The organism is Pseudomonas gingeri (assembly GCF_013385425.1).
Lineage (GTDB): Bacteria > Pseudomonadota > Gammaproteobacteria > Pseudomonadales > Pseudomonadaceae > Aquipseudomonas > Aquipseudomonas gingeri_D.
The window spans coordinates 22,756-40,235 of record NZ_JACAQA010000022.1 but is presented as its reverse complement, the minus strand read 5'-3'; the positions used below and the strand labels follow the sequence as shown (position 1 = coordinate 40,235).

Here is a 17,480-nt window from a genome sequence, read left to right as displayed (position 1 = left end):
AATTATGAAAAAGCAAAGCCCGTTGCCGGCCTGAGCCGCGCGGGCATGGAGTTCCCATGCCAGCTCTCTACATCATGATCCCCGCCGCGCTGCTGATCGTGGCCATCGCCGTCTACATCTTCTTCTGGGCCGTGGACAGCGGCCAGTACGACGACCTCGAAGGTCCGGCCCACAGCATCCTGTTCGACGACCAGGACCCGAACCACACCGCCGCCGTCGAAGAAAGCAAAGCCACCCCGGACAAGCACGACAAGGCCCCACCCCATGCTTGAACTCGCGCCCCTGCTGGTCTCGGCGCTGATTCTCGGCCTGCTCGGCGGCGGTCATTGCCTGGGCATGTGCGGCGGCCTGATGGGCGCCCTGACCCTGGCGATTCCCCCGGAGCAACGCAGCCGGCGCTTTCGCCTGCTGCTGGCCTACAACCTCGGGCGAATTCTCAGCTATGCCAGCGCCGGCCTGCTGATCGGCCTCGCCGGCTGGGCCGTGGCCAGTAGCCCGGCGGCGCTGTTTCTGCGGGTGATCGCCGGCTTGCTGTTGATCAGCATGGGCCTGTACCTGGCCGGCTGGTGGAGCGGCCTGACCCGTATCGAAAGCCTGGGACGCGGCCTGTGGCGGCATATCCAGCCGCTGGCCAACCGCCTGCTGCCGGTGTCGAGCCTGCCCCGCGCCTTGCTGCTGGGCGCGCTCTGGGGCTGGCTGCCGTGCGGGCTGGTCTACAGCACCCTGCTCTGGGCAGCGAGCCAGGGCAATGCCGTCGACAGTGCGCTGCTGATGCTCGCCTTCGGCCTGGGCACCTGGCCGTTGCTGCTGGCCACCGGGCTGGCGGCGGAGCGGGTCACCGCCGTGCTGCGCAAACGCAGCGTGCGCATGAGCGGCGGCCTGCTGGTGATCCTGTTCGGCCTGTGGACCTTGCCGGGGCCGCACCAGCACTGGTTGATGGGGCACTAACGGCCGTTGATTCAGGTCAAGATGGCCCGGTGGCGCAGCCCCTAGACTTCGGATATTGCAGCCAATCCGGGGGAACGCCCGCATGCTCGACGCCATTCGTTGGGACTCAGACCTGATCCACCGCTACGACATCGCGGGACCGCGCTACACCTCCTATCCCACGGCCGTACAGTTCAACAGCCAGGTCGGCACTTTCGACCTGCTCCACGCCCTGCGTGACAGCCGCAAGGCCCTGCGGCCATTGTCGCTGTACGTACACGTGCCGTTCTGCGCGAACATCTGCTATTACTGCGCCTGCAACAAGGTCATCACCAAGGACCGCGGCCGTGCCCTGCCCTACCTGCAACGCCTGGAGCAGGAAATCCAGCTGGTCGCCTGCCACCTCAACCCGGCGCAGAAAGTCGAGCAACTGCACCTGGGCGGCGGCACCCCGACCTTTCTCAATCACGACGAACTGCGACAACTGATGAGCTGCCTGCGCCAGCACTTCAACCTGCTGGACGACGATTCCGGCGACTACGGCATCGAGATCGACCCACGGGAAGCCGACTGGTCGACCATGGGCCTGCTCCGCGAACTGGGCTTCAACCGGGTCAGCATCGGCCTGCAGGACCTCGACCCGAACGTGCAACGGGCGGTCAATCGCCTGCAGAGCCTGGAAGAAACCCGGGCGATCATCGAGGCGGCGCGGACCCTGCAATTCCGCTCGATCAATATCGACCTGATCTACGGCCTGCCCAAGCAGACCCCGGACAACTTCGCCCGTACCGTCGACGAAGTGATCAACCTGCAACCCGATCGCCTGTCGGTGTTCAACTACGCCCACCTGCCCGAGCGCTTCATGCCGCAACGCCGGATCAACAGCGATGACCTGCCGGCGCCGGCCGACAAGCTGGAAATGCTCCACCGCACCATAGAGCAACTCACCGCCGCCGGTTACCGCTATATCGGCATGGACCACTTCGCCCTGCCCGACGACGAGCTGGCGATTGCCCAGGAAGAATCGACCCTGCAGCGCAATTTCCAGGGCTACACCACCCACGGCCATTGCGACCTGATCGGCCTCGGTGTCTCGGCCATCAGCCAGATCGGCGACCTCTACTGCCAGAACAGCAGTGACCTGAACCAGTACCAGAACACCCTCGCCAGTGCGCAACTGGCCACCAGCCGGGGCCTGTTGTGCAATGCCGACGACCGCCTGCGCCGGGCCGTGATCCAGCAGATCATCTGCAACTTCAGCCTGGAGTTCGCCGATATCGAGCGCCAGTTCAATATCGACTTCGGCGGTTATTTCGCCGCGCTCTGGCCACGTCTGACGGAGATGGCCGCGGACGGCCTGATCGAACTCGACAGCCAGCGCCTCACGGTCCTGCCGGCCGGGCGCCTGCTGGTGCGTTCGGTCTGCATGGTCTTCGATGCCTATCTGGAACAGCAGAACCGCCAGCGTTTCTCGCGGGTGATCTGAAGGATCGATCGGTTTGCCACGGCCGGGCCCCGGACCTGCGCGGTGCCACTCACGCCAACCCAGGATCCGAGTTGGGGGGGGTCACCCAGGGCAGGGGTGCGCCATTTCGGCGCAGGCTGGCCTGAGCGACCCTAGCTGGGTTACCCTTACGTCTTATGTGTGTTCTCCCACAAGGATTTAAGAAATGTCCGACCCAGTGAAATTGCGCACCCACAGTCAGGCCCATTGCAAGGATTGCAGCCTGGCCCCTCTCTGCCTGCCCCTTTCGCTGAATCTGGAGGACATGGATGCGCTGGACGAAATCGTCAAGCGTGGCCGACCACTGAAGAAAGGCGAGTTCCTGTTTCGCCAGGGCGACACGTTCGGCTCGGTCTATGCCGTGCGCTCCGGGGCGCTGAAGACCTTCAGCCTGAGTGACGGCGGCGAAGAACAGATCACCGGCTTTCATTTGCCGAGCGAACTGGTCGGCCTGTCGGGCATGGATACCGAGACCTATCCGGTGTCGGCCCAGGCGCTGGAAACCACTTCGGTCTGTGAGATTCCCTTCGAGCGCCTGGACGAACTGGCCCTGCAACTGCCGCAATTGCGCCGGCAGTTGATGCGGGTGATGAGCCGGGAGATTCGTGACGACCAGCAAATGATGTTGCTGCTGTCGAAAAAGACCGCCGACGAGCGCATCGCGACTTTCCTGGTCAACCTCTCGGCGCGCTTCCGTGCCCGGGGTTTCTCGGCCAACCAGTTCCGCCTGAGCATGTCGCGCAACGAGATCGGCAATTACCTGGGGCTGGCGGTGGAGACCGTCTCGCGGGTGTTTACCCGTTTTCAGAGCAATGAACTGATCGCCGCCGAAGGCAAGGAAGTGCATATCCTCGACCCGATCCAGCTCTGTGCGCTGGCGGGGGGGTCGTTGGAGGGCTGATGCGATTGTGGCGTTCTGGAGGACGCCAAGAGCCTCGCGGGCAAGCCCTGCGCCTACAGGTTTGTGCGTGCTTCAGACTTGTGTCCGACACCGCACTGTAGGAGCAGGGCTTGCCCGCGAAGAGGCCCTCAAGACCACCATATGAACCTGCCGGACTAACCCAGCACTTCGCTCAACGGAATAAAGTTGACCCAGTCACCTTCCACCAGGGTGCTCTCCTCCAACACCTCGACCAAACCCTCTGCCCACGCCGCACTACGCAGCACGCCGGAGCTCTGGTTGCGGTAGATGATCGCCCGGCCGTTTTCCAGGCGCCCGCGCAGGTATTCACGGCGATTGCCCGGCTTGGGCCAGACAAACCCGGCCGACACCTTGAACTGCAAGGGCCGGACCTCCTGTACACCCTGGCGACGTAACAGATAAGGCCGGGCCAACAACGCAAAGGTGACCAGGGTCGAAGCCGGATTGCCCGGCAGGCCGATCACCGGCACCCCGCGAAAATGCCCGAAGGTCAGCGGTTTGCCCGGCTTGATCGCCAGCTTCCACAGCTCCAGCTCACCGGCCTCGCGCAAGGCGATGCCAAGGAAATCGGCTTCGCCCACCGACACCCCGCCCGTGGACAGGATCAGGTCGACATCGCCCAACTGCGTCAGGCGCTGGCGGGTTGCCTCCAGGTCATCCGGCAAAATCCCGGCATCCAGCACTTCGCAACCCTGGCGCGTCAACCAGCTGCACAGCAACACGCGGTTGCTGTTGTAGATCTGCCCCGGCCCCAGCGGCTGGCCCGGCTCGATCAACTCGTCGCCGGTGGACAACACGGCCACCCGCACCCGCCGCACCACGTTCAGCTCGGCACAGCCCAGGGACGCCGCCAAGCCCTGCTCGATCGGCCCCAAGCGGGTCCCGGCGGTGAGTACCACTTCGCCCACCGTGGTTTCCTGGCCCTGGGGCCGGATATTCTGCTCAGCCACCAGCGCTTCGATAAAGCGCACCCGCCCATCGGCGAGTACCTCGACGTTTTCCTGCATTTCCACGCAATCGGCCCCCGCCGGCACCGGGGCACCGGTAAAGATCCGCGCGCAAGTGCCCGGCTGCAAAGGCTCGGGGGCCTGCCCGGCAAAAATCCGCTGGCTGACTGGCAGCGGCTCGCCCTGCCAATCGGCCAGGCACAGGGCGTACCCGTCCATGGCGCTGTTGGGCCAGGGCGGCAGGTCGAGACCGGAAATCAGGTCCTCGGCCAACACCCGCCCATCGGCCTGGGCCAACGGTACACGCTGCGCCTCACGGATCGGCGCCGCCTCGGCCAGTTCAAGCAGACGGGCCAGGGCGACTTCCACCGGCATCAAGGCACCGAGCTTGCCCGGCTTACCCGCGGGATTCACAAGGCGCCGCCTGTTTCAGATGGGGGACGAAGTTGCACGGGCGATGGCGCGAGTCCAGCTGCTCGGCGAGGATCCCGTCCCAGCCGGTGCGCACCGCGTTGGTCGAACCCGGCAGGCAGCAGACCAGGGTGCCGTTGGCCAGGCCGGCCAGGGCCCGGGATTGCACGGTGGAGGTGCCGATATCCGCCACGGAGATCTGCCGGAACAGTTCGCCAAAGCCGTCGACTTGTTTATCCAGCAGGCAGGCCACGGCTTCCGGGGTGCTGTCGCGCCCGGTAAAACCGGTGCCGCCGGTGATCAGCACGACCTGGACCACATCTTCGGCGATCCAGGTAGCGACCTGCGCGCGAATCCGATAGAGGTCGTCCTTGAGCAACACCCGCTCGGCCAGGCGGTGCCCGGCGGCGGTCAGGCGGTCGACGAAGACCTGCCCCGAGGTGTCGGTTTCAAAGGTACGGGTGTCACTGACGGTCAAGACCGCGATGTTCAGCGGTACGAAAGGTGTATCAGCCTTGGCTTTCATAGGCTCGGTCCAGTTGTAGGGAGGAACAGCCCGGTGTTATATCACAGCGTCCCTTTTGATCGCTGCTGCCGAGACCACTGCCCATGTCCGTAAACGACTTTTCCATTCTGCTCCTGGCGGGCGGGCGCGGCCAACGCATGGGCGGCCAGGACAAAGGCCTGCTGGAGTGGCGCGGGCAACCGTTGATCGCCCATCTGCATGCCGTGGCGCGGCCGTTCACCGATGACCTGATCATCTCCTGCAACCGCAACCCGGAGCGCTATGCGGCCTATGCCGACCGGCTGGTGAGCGACGACAGCGACGATTTTCCCGGGCCCCTGGCCGGCATTCGCGCGGGCCTCGCGGCGGCACGCCATGGGCATTTGCTGGTACTGCCCTGCGATGTGCCGCAAATCGACGCCGCCTTGCTCACGGCCATGCTCGAGGCCGTTCGCCGCGATCCGAGCCGGCCGCTGATGCTGCGCCAGGGCGAACACTGGGAACCGCTGTTATGTGTGATCCCCACTGCCCACGCCGGAGTCTTCGACAGCGCCTGGGCCCTGGGCGAGCGCAGTCCGCGCAAGGTCATGTTGCAACTGCGGGCCCAGGCCCTGCAGTGCCCGCCGGATGATCCCCGATTGGCCAATCTGAATACCCCGGAGCTGCTGCAATCGCCGGATCGCTCGCCTGATGCACCCTCATAAGGAACTTGCTGAGCCTATATCCGTCAGAAACTTCAATCAGTGTTGTAATCCATCGGCCCTGACATCCATTAACGCTATTCTCAAAAAACACCCTTTCCGGAGAAGTACCATGACGCAACGGACTCTTGCCGCACTCCTGCTGACAACCGCCCTGGCCGGCCTCGCCGGCTGCTCGTCGCCGACGGTGATCACCTTGAATGACGGACGTGAAATCCAGGCGGTGGACACCCCGAAATACGACGAAGACTCGGGGTTCTACGAATTCAAGCAACTGGACGGTAAAAAGACCCGCATCAACAAGGACCAGGTGCGGACAGTCAAAGAGCTGTAAAGCCTCTACGCTTTCAACACGGAGCCCGCCTTGCGCGGGCTCCGTCGTTTTTTTCCCGACGGCGGCGACGTACAGGCACAACCCGCGGGTACGGCCTATTCTATGGGAATCCCTCACTCGAGCCCATTTCTCTTCCGGTAGCTGAATCATGAAAGTCCTGATGCTGCACGGCCTCAACCACCATCTGTTCGGCAAGTGCGAGCCGATCCGCCATGCGGGCATCACCCTGGAACAGATCGACGAGCGCCTGCGCACGCTGGCCCGGGAACTGGACGTGGATGTCACCAGTTTCCAGACCAACAGCGAGGGGGCGATGTGCATCCGCATTCGCCAAGGCGCCCGCGAGCAGGTCGACGCGGTGCTGATCAATGCCGGTGCCTGGGCCCACAGCAGCTACGATATTCGCGACGCCCTGGCGCACTTGTCGGTGCCGGTGATCGAGTTGCACATGGCCAATATCAATCGCAACGAACCCTTGCACCAGCCTTCGGTGCTGGCCGAAGTGGCCCGGGGCCAGATCTGCGGTTTCGGCGTCGACAGCTACCTGCTGGGCCTGCGGGCCGCGGTGAGCGCGGCTCAGGCCCAAGCCCAGGCCTGCTACTGACGGCCGTCGGTGTCACCAGTGCAGAACGATCTCGCTCTCGAAGCGACGCTCCCGGTCGCTGATCGGATCAATGAAACGCAAGCCCTGGGCCAACAGCTTGAGAGGGTTGGCGTAGTCATCCACGGCATCCTTGAGCACCTGTGGATAAAACGGGTCGTTGCAGATGCCCGCGCCAAGAGCCGCCATATGCACCCGCAACTGATGCTTCTTGCCCGTCACCGGATACAGCCCGTAGCGCCACAGCTCGCCATTTTTTTCAGCGACCTCGACAGCGGTTTCGGTATTGCTGATACCGTCCCCTTCGCGCATGCGGAAAAACGGCTCGCCTTCCACCAGGCGGCTTTTGTGCACCAGCGGGAACGACAGACTCGGCAAGGCACGGGCAATCGCCTCGTAGCGCTTTTCAATCTGCCGGGTCGGAAACAGCGCCTGATAGGCCGAACGGCTCGCGGGATTGGCCGAGAACAGCACCAGGCCGGCGGTATGCCGGTCGATCCGATGCAACGGCACCAGGTGCGGATTGTCCAGGCGGTGGATCAAGCGTCGCAACAAGGTCTGCTCGACATACTCGCCGGCCGGCGTGACCGGCAGGAAATGCGGTTTGTCCGCCACCACCAGGTGTTCATCGGCGTAGAGAATCGTCTCCCTCACCGGAATCGGCGTCTCGTTCGGCACTTCGCGAAAGTAGTGGATGCGCAGGCCTTCGCGGTAAGGCAACTGCGCGCTGATGGCCACGCCCTCGGCGTCCAGCACCCGGCCGCGGGCAATGCGATCGAGCCATTGCTCGCGGCTGATCGCCTTGAAATGTTCGCACAGGCAGTCCAGCACCGTGGCCCACGAACCGGGTGGCAGGTACAAGGTGCTGGCCTGGTGCTCGGCGGCATTGAAGGGCAAGGCGGACATGACAGGACTCGAACGGCTGGGCAAGCCGGCATTATCCCGCAAGACCCCGGCAGAACCTAGGCTCGCGGTAACGCAATCGCGATGCCCGTCGCCTTGCCCGTGCCTCAGCCCGAAGCGATCTTGCTACCCAGCAGCTTTGCACCGGCCGCCTCGGTGTAGTCCTTCAGCCAGCGCAACACATCCACCGCCTCCCAGCGCCCCGGATCGTAGAGGGCATACAACAAGCCCTGGTAACCCACCACATCCAGTTGCCGGTGATAACCCGCGCGCTGGAACAGGGCTTCGATTTCCGCGAAACAGGTGTTGAAATGCAACTTGTTGAACGGTGTCTTGCCTTCCGTTACCAGCCCGTCCAGGCGCAACTCGAGTACCGCCTCGCGCACCACATCAGCGGACATGCGGTTCACGCTGGATTTCAATTGTTCGACATTGAGCATGCTTTAACCCTCTTAATCTCTCTGGATTCCGTTCCCGGGTGCGCACGTCAGGGTGGGCATCCTGTCCCAACACCGGAACGAAAACTGTATAAACATACAGTAACTGATTTTTTGATGACCCGCCAACCGATTGCCGCCTGCCGGCAGCCCTCATGATTCCCTGGGATGGACTTTTCCATAGACGTTGCCGCCGATGAACGAGCCCACCGTGCCGAGGATCACCATGGCGTAGGTCCCACCATCGATCTTTCCATACCAGGTCAACGCCGCGGTGCTTACGCCAACCACCACGGTGGCCAGGAACTTGCGACCGCCCAGTTGGTTGACCAGCAGAATGGACCTCCCTTTCATTTCATTTCCTCCCTTGCACCACTGGAACGTGCTGCCTCAAACGTCATGCAGCGACGTAAGCACAGTCGTTTTTCCAGCGCAACCGCAGGTAATTTGATGAAACAGAAGCGCCACCACCACCCGACAAGGGTGCAGCAGGCATATGACAGGAGCGAGATAGATCGCTTCAGCGTAGAAAGGCCACGACCTGCTCGACATCAAAGGGCCAGTCCAACTCGGCCCTGGTGTCTGCCCGGCGTAGCACCGGAATCCGCAAGCCATAGGCATCGAACAAGGCCTCATCGGCGGCGATATCCACCAGTTCCACCATCAGGCCGTGATCGACCAGCGGCATCAGCAGGGCTTCGGCGACTTCACAGAGATGGCAACCCAGGGTGCCGAACAGCTGGCATTCAGGAAGCATGGCAAGGGGTCCGGGACAGGATGAAGACTTATTCTAGGTCCGTCATCCGGGCCAGTCGAGCGACGACACGGCCCTCAGAGCAGGAAGCGCACACGCCGGCTGACGAGGATCAGCAATGGTGCCGCGACTAAAGCCAGGAGCAGCACTACCGCGGTCAGGGTATTGCCGTACGCCAGTCCCGCCGACAACGCCCCGTAGAGGAACAACGGATGCACATAGTAGAGCGCGGAGGACAGCTTGGCGTTGAGGTTGCTGCTGGAAGCGCGGAAAAACACGAACGGCAACAGGAACAACGCCGACGTGACCAGCGGCAACGATGCCAGGAAATCGAAGTTCTGCCGGGCATCGGCCTGATGCGAGTAATTCAGCCAGGCTTCGCCCAACAGCAGGGCCAGGCCGAGCGCCAACGCCAGGCAGACCTTTCCCCGGGTAGCCCGTTCCGGCACGCCGTGACGGGCCAGGAGAAACCCCAGCGCCATGAACGGAAAGCTCATGAACAGGAAATTCCGCGCGGTGTAGTCGTTCTGGTTGAAATGCTGGAGAAAGGCGTTGGGCAGCTCGAAATAGACCCGGACATATTGCAGCACCAGGCCGACCACAAAGGCACTCGACGCCAGCGCCAGCAGCAGGCCCGTGGGTCGATTGCGCAACAGGTAGAGGATCAGGCCGCCACCGAGCATGCCCACCAGGTACCAGAGGTGGAAGTAACCGATCACGAACTGCTTCAGTATTCCCAGCACGCCGCCGACACTGCCCAGGTCGGCGAAGCTCGCATAGATCGGGCTGTAGACCAGCATCCAGAGCAGATACAACTGCAGGCCACGCTTGAACCAGAGCGCAAACGAGTGCCCGGAGGCGAGGGTCTGCCACAGGTAGTAACCGTTGATGACAAAGAAGGTCGGCACCGCCACGCGGAACAAGCCATTGCACAGCAAGTAACCCACCGCGGTGTAGTTGCCGCCCATGAAATGGCAATGCAGCACCACGACAAATATCGCCAGCAGGACTTTCAAGGCATCCAGATTGCCGTTGAGGACTTTAGCCATCCTCATTTGCCGTCCGGCAACGGATCGGACGCTTTGTGGGAGGAGACGGTCCGAAACCGTCGCTTGCAGTAGCTTGTCGCCCGATCGAGCACCGGTTTTTCAAAAAACGAGTAGCCGACCCAGCCGTAACCCCAGACCGCGAGCATCATCAGGACCAGGAACACCAGATTGTCCTCGATATGGGTCGGCCAGTTGCCGATGATCTGCCAGGCCCGGCCCACGACGCCGAGCACCAGCAAGTGCGAGAGATAGATGGTGTAGGACATATCACCGGTGAAGACCAGAAAGCGTGGGCAACGGATCAACTGGCGCCGCTCCAGCAAGGCCAGCGACAGTGTCAAGGCGCCGAATACCAGCCCCACCCACAGCATCCTCGGCAAGCCCTCGGTAGAGAACAGTTCATAGTGCCCGATCAAGGCAAAACCCGGCACCAGCGCCGTCGCCAGGACCAGCCAGAGCACGGCGTTCGGTACTTTTGCACTGTGCCGACCATAGAAGAACAGCGCCGCCGCGCTGCCGATAATGAATTCCAGTGCATAGGGGTGCAGGATAATCTTCAGGGCCGAGGAATAGTCGCGCCAGGAGTCCAACAGGTTGAACGCCACCAGCGCCACCGCCCAGGCCAGCAGCAACAGCGGCAAGCCACGCTCGCGAAACCCCAGCAGCAGGCTGAACACCAGGTAGAACCACAACTCGAACACCAGCGACCAGGCCACCATCACCAGCAATACCCGATCATTGGGCAGCAGCAGGAACGACAGCCACAGGTTGGAACCACCGTGGGAGCTGTTGACCAGCATCGGCTGGACCAGATAGACCGCCAGGGTGATAAAGAAGTAGAGCCAGTAGTTGGGGTAGATCCGCGAGACCCGGTTGAACAGAAAACGCTGGGCCTGGACCCGATCCTGGAAGCGGCCGCGGGTGACGATCACCATGACGAAGCCGCTGATGACAAAAAACAGGTCGACACCCAGCTGGAAAAAATCCACCCACGCCGGCAGCAAGGTATCGCCGCCGGAGTACTTGTGCTCGACCGCCGCCATGTGGAACAAGACCACGCCCAGCACTGCCGCGCCCCTCAAGCCTTGCAGTGAATACAGACGCTCCATAGACCTCTCCGCTCGACGGGAACCTGGCCACACGCCCCCCCTGATCTGGGGTTGATCATAGCGAACCGAGTCGGATTAGTCCTGACTCACCGCACCGATCTTGTGGATCGACAGATCGGCCCCGTAGTACTCCTCTTCCTGGCTCAAGCGTAGGCCATGCACGGCCTTGATCGCGCCGTACACGGCAAAGCCACCGATCAGGGCCACCACCACCCCCAAGCCGGTGCCGATCAACTGGCTGACCAGGCTGACGCCACCCAGGCCGCCCAACGCCTGCTGGCCGAAGATCCCACAGGCAATCCCGCCCCAGACCCCACACAGGCCATGCAACGGCCAGACGCCAAGCACATCGTCGATCTTCCACTGGCTCTGGGCCGCGATAAAACACCAGACGAACAAGCCGCCCGCCACCACGCCGGTCACCAGCGCGCCCACCGGGTGCATCAGGTCGGAACCGGCACAGATCGCCACCAGCCCGGCCAGGGGGCCGTTGTGCAGGAAACCCGGATCGTTGCGGCCGATGATCAGCGCCGCCACCGTGCCGCCGACCATCGCCATCAACGAATTGACCGCCACCAGCCCACTCACCCCTTGCAGGGTCTGCGCGCTCATGACGTTGAAGCCGAACCAGCCGACGATCAGGATCCACGACCCCAGGGCCAGGAACGGAATGCTCGACGGTGCGAACGCCACCAACCGCCCCTCGCGGTAGCGACCCTGACGCGGCCCCAGCAAGAGCACCGCCGCCAGCGCCAGCCAGCCACCCATGGCGTGCACCACCACGGAGCCGGCGAAATCATGGAAGCTGGCGCCAAAGCGCGCCAGCAGCCAGGCTTGCAGGCCGAAGTTACCGTTCCAGACCAGGCCTTCGAAAAACGGGTAGACAAAGGCTACGATCAGGGCGGTGGCGCACAACTGCGGGGCAAACCGCGCACGCTCGGCAATCCCGCCGGAAATGATCGCCGGAATCGCCGCCGCGAAGGTCAGCAGGAAAAAGAACTTCACCAGGCCATAGCCGTGGTCGCCGCTGATTTGCGCCGCCGGCTGTAAAAAGCTCACACCGTAGGAAATCCAGTAACCTATAAAGAAATAGGCCAGGGTCGAAATCGCGAAGTCGCTGAGGATTTTCGACAAGGCATTGACCTGGTTCTTTTGCCGAACGGTGCCGACCTCGAGAAAGGCGAAACCGGCGTGCATGGCCAGGACCATGACCGCCCCGAGCAGAATGAACAGGGTGTTGGAACCGTGGACCAGAGTGTCCACAGCGCTTTGCAAATTTTCCATGGAGACGGCAGACCTGAAGTCAGGGAAAAGCACCAAAGCAGTTCAATTACTACGCATTTCGCACCAGATTGGCGCCACCCCGAGCCGAGAGCGAACCGCTTTGGCGCAGGACGAAACACGCAGCGCGAGGAACCCTCGGGTTTTTTCCGCGTTTTTTGATTATTTGAGGTATGGTTTTCGCAGGCCAGGGCCCTGGCGCGCCCAAATACAGCGCACATGCCCGGCACAACGCACCAGCACAAAGCAAAAGCTGTACCAGCCGATCGCAGTGAACCTTCAGCCCGGGTCCACACTCGAAACCTGCACAGACTTTTCACGGACGCTTTTTCATAGATAGCTTTTCACGGAGAACATCATGGCTCGCAAAACGGCACAGACGGCTCAAGAGATACTGATGGCGGATTTCCAGACCCTGGTCAGCGACACCGAGCGCCTGCTCGAGCACACCGCCAGTCTCGCCGGCGACCAGGCCGATGAGCTGCGCACGCAGATTCACGAAAGCCTGCTCAAGGCCCGCGAAACCCTGCAACTGACCGAAGCCTCCCTGCGCGATCGCGGCCAGGCGGCGGTCGACGCGACCGAAGCCTATGTCCAGGCCAAACCTTGGCAGTCCATCGGGATTGCCGCCGGTATCGGCTTTATCGTCGGCCTGCTGGCGACGCGGCGCTGATATGGCTGGAGATGAATCGAGCGGCAGCGGCGCCTCGAGTCGCCGCCTGGGTGCGGCGTTCCTCGGCCTGTTGCACAGCCATGTTGAATTGTTCGGCATCGAGCTCCAGGAGCAGAAGGCCCGGACCGTCAGCCTGTTGCTGTTCGCCGGGCTGACCCTGGTGTTCGGCCTGTTGCTGCTGGTGGGGCTGTCGGCGCTGGTACTGATCCTGCTCTGGGACACCGCGCGCCTGGCCGGGATCATCGGCCTTTGCGTGTTTTACTGCATGGCCGCGCTGTTCTGCGCCCTGCGCCTGAAAGCGGCGATCTTCGATGAGTCGTCGCCCTTCCATGCCACCCTTGAAGAGTTGGCCAACGACCGCGAGCGACTGCTGCCATGAGCCTGCCCGACCTGACGCACCTCCATACCCGGCGTGATATGCGCAAGGCGCTGATCCGCCTGCGCATGGAAATGCATCGCCAGGAAATCCGCCATGAGTCCCGGGAACTGCTGCAACCCTTGCAGCGCATGCGTGGCCTGGGCCAGAACTGGCAGGCCAACCTCGGCCTCAAGCACGCGCCCCTGTGGGGAATCGGCATCGTCACGCTGCTGGGTTTCATGAGCGGCAGGGGCGCCAAGGGCGGCGGCGTCGACAGCCTGTCGCGCTGGGCGCGCCTGGGGGCCAGCCTGTTGCCGCTGATTCGGCTGGCGCTGCGGGGCACCGCGTCCAAACCCTGACGTCAGAAAAGCTGGCTGCATTCTTGCAGTAGCCATCGGGTTGAGCGCGAACCTTCGGGCTCGCGCTCAATCTGCCTTGCCCGCCGCAGCCAGACCTATAAGACCCAGCCCAAGGAGGCACCGTGATCGACGGGCAACCGCTCGCCTGCTTTCAGCCGTTCATCGATACCGCCACCGGCCGTATCGCCGGTGTCGAGGCCCTTGGCCGACTGCGCCAGGACAATGGACAACTGACCTCCGTGGGCCCCCTGTTCGCCGATCCGCGAACCCCCTCCGCCGCACTGCGACGCCTGGACCGGCAGATCCGCGACAACGCCCTCAGCCGGCTGCATGAAGCGCCCCCGGACTGGTTCCTGAGCCTGAACATGTCGCCGCGCTGGATCAGCCGCCTGAGCAATGGCCAGGCCCTGCCGAGCCTCAAGCAACTGGCGCAGTACGCTGTCGACCCACGGCGCATCGTCTTCGAAATCACCGAACTGGGGGGCGACAGCCTGCGCCTGGCGGAAGTGGTCAAGCGCTATCGAGAGGCCGGCGCACGGATTGCCATCGACGATTTCGGCGCCGGGTATTCCCAACTCGATCGCGTGCTGGCCTTGCAGCCGGACATTCTCAAGCTCGATATGCGCCTGTTCCAGGCCGCGGCGCGCGGCGGTCCCAGCAGCGAAGTGGTCAAGGCCCTGGCGCAAATGGCGGAAAAGACCGGCTGCTGGATCATCGCCGAAGGCGTGGAAACCGAGGCCGAGCTGAATTTCGCCCTGGAATGCGGCTCGCGTTACGTCCAGGGTTATCTGTTCGCCAAGGCCGAACTGGATTTCTTTGCCACCGATGCCTTTGTCGCCCGCTTCGCCGAACTGCGCGAGCGTTATGTGCAGCAGAAGCTGGCCGAGCGCGCGCGCCTGATGAACCTGCGCCAGCAACTGGGCGGGCTCATGGCCACACTGCAGAGCTGGGCCCAGGGCCAGGCGCCGCTCAGCCAGTTGCCACGGCCCGACGGTTACCCCTGGCTGCTGCGTTTCTACCAGTGCGATCGCCACGGCACCCAGCTCACGCCCAATCTGGAATGGCGCCACAATGCCTGGCAGGCCGACAGCAGCTACCTGGGCCACAACTGGTCCTGGCGGCCCTACTTCTATCACCTGCTGGCCGAAGGCTGGGACGAGCGCCGTCTGATCCTTTCCAGCACCTATCGCGACGCCACCAGCAACCAGTATTGCCTGACCGCCGGACAATTCTTCGGCAACGGCCAGCGGCTGCTGCTGATCGACATCGACGCCGCCGGCCTATAAGGTTTGCCTGCACAGGTTTACTTGCACAGTTTTGCTTGCAGGCCGGCACACTAAACGGGAAGCTGGGGCATCAGTCACCGACGGAGAGCCCCGCCTTGGATTGGCACACCCTGCTTACCCGCGAACGTCTCGGGAAATCGCTGCACAGCCCTGAAGAACTGGGCCGCAGCCCCTTCCACAAAGACCACGACCGCATCATCTTCTCCGGAGCCTTCCGGCGCCTGGGGCGCAAGACCCAGGTCCACCCGGTGACCAGCAACGACCATATCCACACCCGCCTGACCCACTCGCTGGAAGTCAGTTGTGTCGGTCGCTCCCTGGGTATGCGCGTCGGTGAAACCCTGCGCGATGCCCTGCCCGACTGGTGCGAACCGAGCGACCTGGGCATGGTCGTGCAATCGGCCTGCCTGGCCCATGACATCGGCAACCCGCCGTTCGGCCACTCCGGCGAGGACGCCATTCGCCACTGGTTCCAGCAGGCGGCCGGGCGCGGCTGGCTGGACGGCATGAGCGTGGCCGAAGGCAATGACTTCCTCAATTTCGAAGGCAACGCCCAAGGCTTCCGGGTCCTGACCCAGCTGGAATATCACCAGTTCGAAGGCGGTACCCGCCTGACCTACGCCACCCTCGGCACCTACCTCAAGTACCCGTGGACGGCGCGCCACGCCGATTCCCTGGGCTACAAGAAACACAAGTTCGGCTGCTACCAGAGCGAACTGCCGATTCTCGAGCAGATCGCCCACAAGCTCGGCCTGCCACAGTTGGAGGAACAACGCTGGGCGCGCCACCCGCTGGTCTACCTGATGGAGGCCGCCGACGATATCTGCTACGCCCTGATCGACCTGGAAGACGGCCTGGAAATGGACCTGCTCGAGTATGCCGAGGTCGAGTCCCTGCTGCTCGGCCTGGTGGGCGACGACCTGCCGGAAACCTATCGGCAACTCGGGCCGCAGGACTCCCGTCGACGCAAGCTGGCGATCCTGCGCGGCAAGGCCATCGAACACTTGACCAACGCCGCGGCCAGGGCCTTCGTCGAGCAACAGGACGCGCTGCTGGCCGGGACCCTGCCAGGGGATCTGGTCGAGCATATGCATGGCCCGGCCAAACGCTGCGTGCTCAACGCCAAGGACATCGCCCGCAAGAAAATCTTCCAGGACAAGCGCAAGACCCTCCACGAGATCGGCGCCTACACCACCCTGGAAATCCTCTTGAACGCCTTCTGTGGCGCGGCCCTGGAACAACACGGCGGACGCACGCCGTCGTTCAAGCATCGGCGTATCCTCGACCTGCTCGGCAACAGCGCCCCCCGGCCCGAGTGGCCGCTGCACAGCTCGTTCCTGCGGGTGATCGACTTCATCGCCGGCATGACCGACAGCTACGCCAGTGAAATGGCCCGGGAAATGACCGGTCGCTCCAGCCCGGTATAAACCTCAGCCGCCCGCCCCTGATCAGGGCGGGCTGTCTAGCGGGATAAAACCTACATCGGCGAGAGAATGAACTGATTGATCATGGCTTCGGCCCACTGAAATAATTGCTTTCCTCTTATGTCTGCCGCCCACACTCAAGCTGACCTGCCATTCAACAAGCGCCCGATTCCAGGCATATTTTCCTACACAGCGCCTATCTATGTAGCCTTGTCCCGAGCCGACAGGTCGCCCGGAAAACACCATGCCCAAACACAACTTACGCGTGTTGCTGGTAGAGGATCACCCCTTTCAACTGGCCGCCACCCAGAGCCTGCTCAACAGCTATGGCTTCCACGCCCTGACGCCAACGCTCAACGCCCGGGAAGCCATGAGTGCACTGAATTCGGCGCACACCCCGTTCGACCTGATGTTGTGCGACCAGTGCCTGCCGGACGTCCTCGGGCTGGACCTGATCGAAACCGCCTGCCGCAGCGGCATGATCAAACAGGCGATCCTGCTCAGCAGCCTCAGCAGCGAAGAACTCGCGGCCCTCAGCGCCCTCGCGCTGGAGCGACGGCTGCCCTTGCTCGGCTGCCTGAGCAAACCGCTGAACGGCCCGGACCTGCAGAGCGCCCTGGGCCTGGATCGCTACCCGCATGAGGTACGCGGCCCTGCCGAGCCCTAGCCATCGCCGAGCCTCATCCCGGCGCGCCGACGTGACCTGCCCCCCTGCCCCGACTCCGCCCCGGGGGCGGCAATGGCAAAAACATGCCTACCAGCAAGTAGGACATTTCCCAAAACATTATAAGAATTTATAAAGCATCAACCATTCCGTATAACCACCCCATTCAATACTGAACGGCTCTTCCCTTTCAAACTTGCGTCATGCGTAAGTCGAAACCCTATTTAAAGTAGGAATATTCCTATACTACCTCTGTAGGGCCTTCCCTTCATGCGCCCGCTTGTCCAACTGAGCTAAGGTTCGCGCTTTCCAAACAGCTCGTATGGGACTT

22 protein-coding genes are annotated in these 17,480 nt (G+C 62.9%); 13 read left to right on the top strand and 9 right to left on the bottom strand.

Annotated elements, in window-relative coordinates:
- Positions 1-56: 56 nt before the first annotated feature.
- From ccoS to fnr, 4 genes are all read left to right on the top strand, one after another.
- Positions 57-272 carry a cbb3-type cytochrome oxidase assembly protein CcoS gene (gene ccoS, locus HX830_RS24015; RefSeq protein ID WP_103499330.1) on the top strand — a complete coding sequence of 72 codons (216 nt, stop codon included), beginning with the start codon at positions 57-59 and terminating at the stop codon, positions 270-272.
- Positions 265-948, top strand: a complete 684-nt coding sequence (locus HX830_RS24010) for a sulfite exporter TauE/SafE family protein (protein ID WP_177103011.1) — start codon at positions 265-267, stop codon at positions 946-948. Before ccoS ends, HX830_RS24010 begins: the two co-directional genes overlap by 8 nt.
- Positions 949-1,030: 82 nt before the next feature.
- Positions 1,031-2,413 (top strand): oxygen-independent coproporphyrinogen III oxidase, encoded by a 1,383-nt coding sequence (hemN, locus tag HX830_RS24005; RefSeq protein ID WP_103499329.1) that lies wholly within the window; start codon positions 1,031-1,033, stop codon positions 2,411-2,413.
- A gap of 184 nt (positions 2,414-2,597) precedes the next feature.
- On the top strand, positions 2,598-3,332 hold the full coding sequence (fnr, locus tag HX830_RS24000) for a fumarate/nitrate reduction transcriptional regulator Fnr (protein ID WP_103499328.1): 735 nt from the start codon (positions 2,598-2,600) through the stop codon (positions 3,330-3,332).
- 155 nt (positions 3,333-3,487) lie between these two features.
- On the opposite strand, the gene HX830_RS23995 is transcribed toward fnr, so the two are convergent.
- Positions 3,488-4,675, bottom strand: coding sequence for a molybdopterin molybdotransferase MoeA (locus tag HX830_RS23995; protein WP_177103108.1), 1,188 nt, complete (start codon positions 4,673-4,675; stop codon positions 3,488-3,490).
- A 22-nt stretch (positions 4,676-4,697) separates the two neighbouring features.
- Positions 4,698-5,237, bottom strand: coding sequence for a molybdenum cofactor biosynthesis protein B (moaB, locus tag HX830_RS23990; protein WP_017125903.1), 540 nt, complete (start codon positions 5,235-5,237; stop codon positions 4,698-4,700).
- Between the two features lie 83 nt (positions 5,238-5,320).
- On the opposite strand from moaB, the gene mobA reads away from it, so the two are divergent.
- The 3 genes from mobA (at position 5,321) to HX830_RS23975 (ending at position 6,855) form a co-directional block, all read left to right on the top strand.
- On the top strand, positions 5,321-5,920 hold the full coding sequence (gene mobA / locus HX830_RS23985; protein ID WP_177103009.1) for a molybdenum cofactor guanylyltransferase MobA: 600 nt from the start codon (positions 5,321-5,323) through the stop codon (positions 5,918-5,920).
- A 109-nt stretch (positions 5,921-6,029) separates the two neighbouring features.
- The gene (locus tag HX830_RS23980; protein ID WP_103499324.1) at positions 6,030-6,251 is read left to right on the top strand and encodes a YgdI/YgdR family lipoprotein; all 222 of its coding nucleotides are present in this window, start codon (positions 6,030-6,032) and stop codon (positions 6,249-6,251) included.
- A gap of 148 nt (positions 6,252-6,399) precedes the next feature.
- The gene (locus HX830_RS23975; protein ID WP_177103006.1) at positions 6,400-6,855 is read left to right on the top strand and encodes a type II 3-dehydroquinate dehydratase; all 456 of its coding nucleotides are present in this window, start codon (positions 6,400-6,402) and stop codon (positions 6,853-6,855) included.
- Between the two features lie 12 nt (positions 6,856-6,867).
- Here HX830_RS23975 and HX830_RS23970 read toward each other — a convergent pair whose 3' ends face one another.
- The 7 genes from HX830_RS23970 to HX830_RS23940 form a co-directional block, all read right to left on the bottom strand.
- Complete coding sequence (locus HX830_RS23970) at positions 6,868-7,758, bottom strand: pseudouridine synthase (protein ID WP_177103004.1); 891 nt, start codon at positions 7,756-7,758, stop codon at positions 6,868-6,870.
- A 104-nt stretch (positions 7,759-7,862) separates the two neighbouring features.
- Positions 7,863-8,195, bottom strand: a complete 333-nt coding sequence (locus HX830_RS23965) for a transcriptional regulator (RefSeq protein ID WP_100940592.1) — start codon at positions 8,193-8,195, stop codon at positions 7,863-7,865.
- Positions 8,196-8,345: 150 nt separating this feature from the next.
- On the bottom strand, positions 8,346-8,546 hold the full coding sequence (locus HX830_RS23960) for a hypothetical protein (protein ID WP_100940593.1): 201 nt from the start codon (positions 8,544-8,546) through the stop codon (positions 8,346-8,348).
- A gap of 166 nt (positions 8,547-8,712) precedes the next feature.
- Positions 8,713-8,949 (bottom strand): glutaredoxin family protein, encoded by a 237-nt coding sequence (locus HX830_RS23955; protein ID WP_103499321.1) that lies wholly within the window; start codon positions 8,947-8,949, stop codon positions 8,713-8,715.
- Between the two features lie 74 nt (positions 8,950-9,023).
- On the bottom strand, positions 9,024-9,995 hold the full coding sequence (locus tag HX830_RS23950) for an acyltransferase family protein (protein WP_177103002.1): 972 nt from the start codon (positions 9,993-9,995) through the stop codon (positions 9,024-9,026).
- A gap of 2 nt (positions 9,996-9,997) precedes the next feature.
- Positions 9,998-11,104 (bottom strand): acyltransferase family protein, encoded by a 1,107-nt coding sequence (locus HX830_RS23945; protein WP_103499319.1) that lies wholly within the window; start codon positions 11,102-11,104, stop codon positions 9,998-10,000.
- 75 nt (positions 11,105-11,179) lie between these two features.
- Positions 11,180-12,388, bottom strand: coding sequence for an ammonium transporter (locus tag HX830_RS23940; RefSeq protein ID WP_103499318.1), 1,209 nt, complete (start codon positions 12,386-12,388; stop codon positions 11,180-11,182).
- A gap of 355 nt (positions 12,389-12,743) precedes the next feature.
- On the opposite strand from HX830_RS23940, the gene HX830_RS23935 reads away from it, so the two are divergent.
- From HX830_RS23935 to HX830_RS23910, 6 genes are all read left to right on the top strand, one after another.
- Positions 12,744-13,058: a DUF883 family protein gene (locus tag HX830_RS23935; protein WP_103499317.1), complete on the top strand. Its 315-nt coding sequence runs from the start codon at positions 12,744-12,746 to the stop codon at positions 13,056-13,058.
- Between the two features lies 1 nt (position 13,059).
- Positions 13,060-13,437 (top strand): phage holin family protein, encoded by a 378-nt coding sequence (locus tag HX830_RS23930; RefSeq protein ID WP_103499316.1) that lies wholly within the window; start codon positions 13,060-13,062, stop codon positions 13,435-13,437.
- Entirely contained in the window at positions 13,434-13,775 is a 342-nt protein-coding gene (locus HX830_RS23925; RefSeq protein WP_177103000.1) for a hypothetical protein, read from the top strand. Before HX830_RS23930 ends, HX830_RS23925 begins: the two co-directional genes overlap by 4 nt.
- A gap of 122 nt (positions 13,776-13,897) precedes the next feature.
- Positions 13,898-15,061 carry an EAL domain-containing protein gene (locus HX830_RS23920; RefSeq protein WP_103499314.1) on the top strand — a complete coding sequence of 388 codons (1,164 nt, stop codon included), beginning with the start codon at positions 13,898-13,900 and terminating at the stop codon, positions 15,059-15,061.
- 95 nt (positions 15,062-15,156) lie between these two features.
- Entirely contained in the window at positions 15,157-16,488 is a 1,332-nt protein-coding gene (locus HX830_RS23915; RefSeq protein WP_103499313.1) for a deoxyguanosinetriphosphate triphosphohydrolase, read from the top strand.
- Between the two features lie 241 nt (positions 16,489-16,729).
- Positions 16,730-17,152 carry a response regulator gene (locus HX830_RS23910; RefSeq protein ID WP_103499312.1) on the top strand — a complete coding sequence of 141 codons (423 nt, stop codon included), beginning with the start codon at positions 16,730-16,732 and terminating at the stop codon, positions 17,150-17,152.
- Positions 17,153-17,480 lie beyond the last annotated feature (328 nt).

Excerpts from the sequence above, each read along its gene's own strand:
- ccoS (WP_103499330.1), top strand. The coding sequence starts at position 57 with ATGCCAGCTCTCTACATCATGATCCCCGCCGCGCTGCTGATCGTGGCC.
- HX830_RS24010 (WP_177103011.1), top strand. The coding sequence starts at position 265 with ATGCTTGAACTCGCGCCCCTGCTGGTCTCGGCGCTGATTCTCGGCCTG.
- hemN (WP_103499329.1), top strand. The coding sequence starts at position 1,031 with ATGCTCGACGCCATTCGTTGGGACTCAGACCTGATCCACCGCTACGAC.
- fnr (WP_103499328.1), top strand. The coding sequence starts at position 2,598 with ATGTCCGACCCAGTGAAATTGCGCACCCACAGTCAGGCCCATTGCAAG.
- HX830_RS23995 (WP_177103108.1), bottom strand. The coding sequence starts at position 4,675 with ATGCCGGTGGAAGTCGCCCTGGCCCGTCTGCTTGAACTGGCCGAGGCG.
- moaB (WP_017125903.1), bottom strand. The coding sequence starts at position 5,237 with ATGAAAGCCAAGGCTGATACACCTTTCGTACCGCTGAACATCGCGGTC.
- mobA (WP_177103009.1), top strand. The coding sequence starts at position 5,321 with ATGTCCGTAAACGACTTTTCCATTCTGCTCCTGGCGGGCGGGCGCGGC.
- HX830_RS23980 (WP_103499324.1), top strand. The coding sequence starts at position 6,030 with ATGACGCAACGGACTCTTGCCGCACTCCTGCTGACAACCGCCCTGGCC.
- HX830_RS23975 (WP_177103006.1), top strand. The coding sequence starts at position 6,400 with ATGAAAGTCCTGATGCTGCACGGCCTCAACCACCATCTGTTCGGCAAG.
- HX830_RS23970 (WP_177103004.1), bottom strand. The coding sequence starts at position 7,758 with ATGTCCGCCTTGCCCTTCAATGCCGCCGAGCACCAGGCCAGCACCTTG.
- HX830_RS23965 (WP_100940592.1), bottom strand. The coding sequence starts at position 8,195 with ATGCTCAATGTCGAACAATTGAAATCCAGCGTGAACCGCATGTCCGCT.
- HX830_RS23960 (WP_100940593.1), bottom strand. The coding sequence starts at position 8,546 with ATGAAAGGGAGGTCCATTCTGCTGGTCAACCAACTGGGCGGTCGCAAG.
- HX830_RS23955 (WP_103499321.1), bottom strand. The coding sequence starts at position 8,949 with ATGCTTCCTGAATGCCAGCTGTTCGGCACCCTGGGTTGCCATCTCTGT.
- HX830_RS23950 (WP_177103002.1), bottom strand. The coding sequence starts at position 9,995 with ATGGCTAAAGTCCTCAACGGCAATCTGGATGCCTTGAAAGTCCTGCTG.
- HX830_RS23945 (WP_103499319.1), bottom strand. The coding sequence starts at position 11,104 with ATGGAGCGTCTGTATTCACTGCAAGGCTTGAGGGGCGCGGCAGTGCTG.
- HX830_RS23940 (WP_103499318.1), bottom strand. The coding sequence starts at position 12,388 with ATGGAAAATTTGCAAAGCGCTGTGGACACTCTGGTCCACGGTTCCAAC.
- HX830_RS23935 (WP_103499317.1), top strand. The coding sequence starts at position 12,744 with ATGGCTCGCAAAACGGCACAGACGGCTCAAGAGATACTGATGGCGGAT.
- HX830_RS23930 (WP_103499316.1), top strand. The coding sequence starts at position 13,060 with ATGGCTGGAGATGAATCGAGCGGCAGCGGCGCCTCGAGTCGCCGCCTG.
- HX830_RS23925 (WP_177103000.1), top strand. The coding sequence starts at position 13,434 with ATGAGCCTGCCCGACCTGACGCACCTCCATACCCGGCGTGATATGCGC.
- HX830_RS23910 (WP_103499312.1), top strand. The coding sequence starts at position 16,730 with ATGCCCAAACACAACTTACGCGTGTTGCTGGTAGAGGATCACCCCTTT.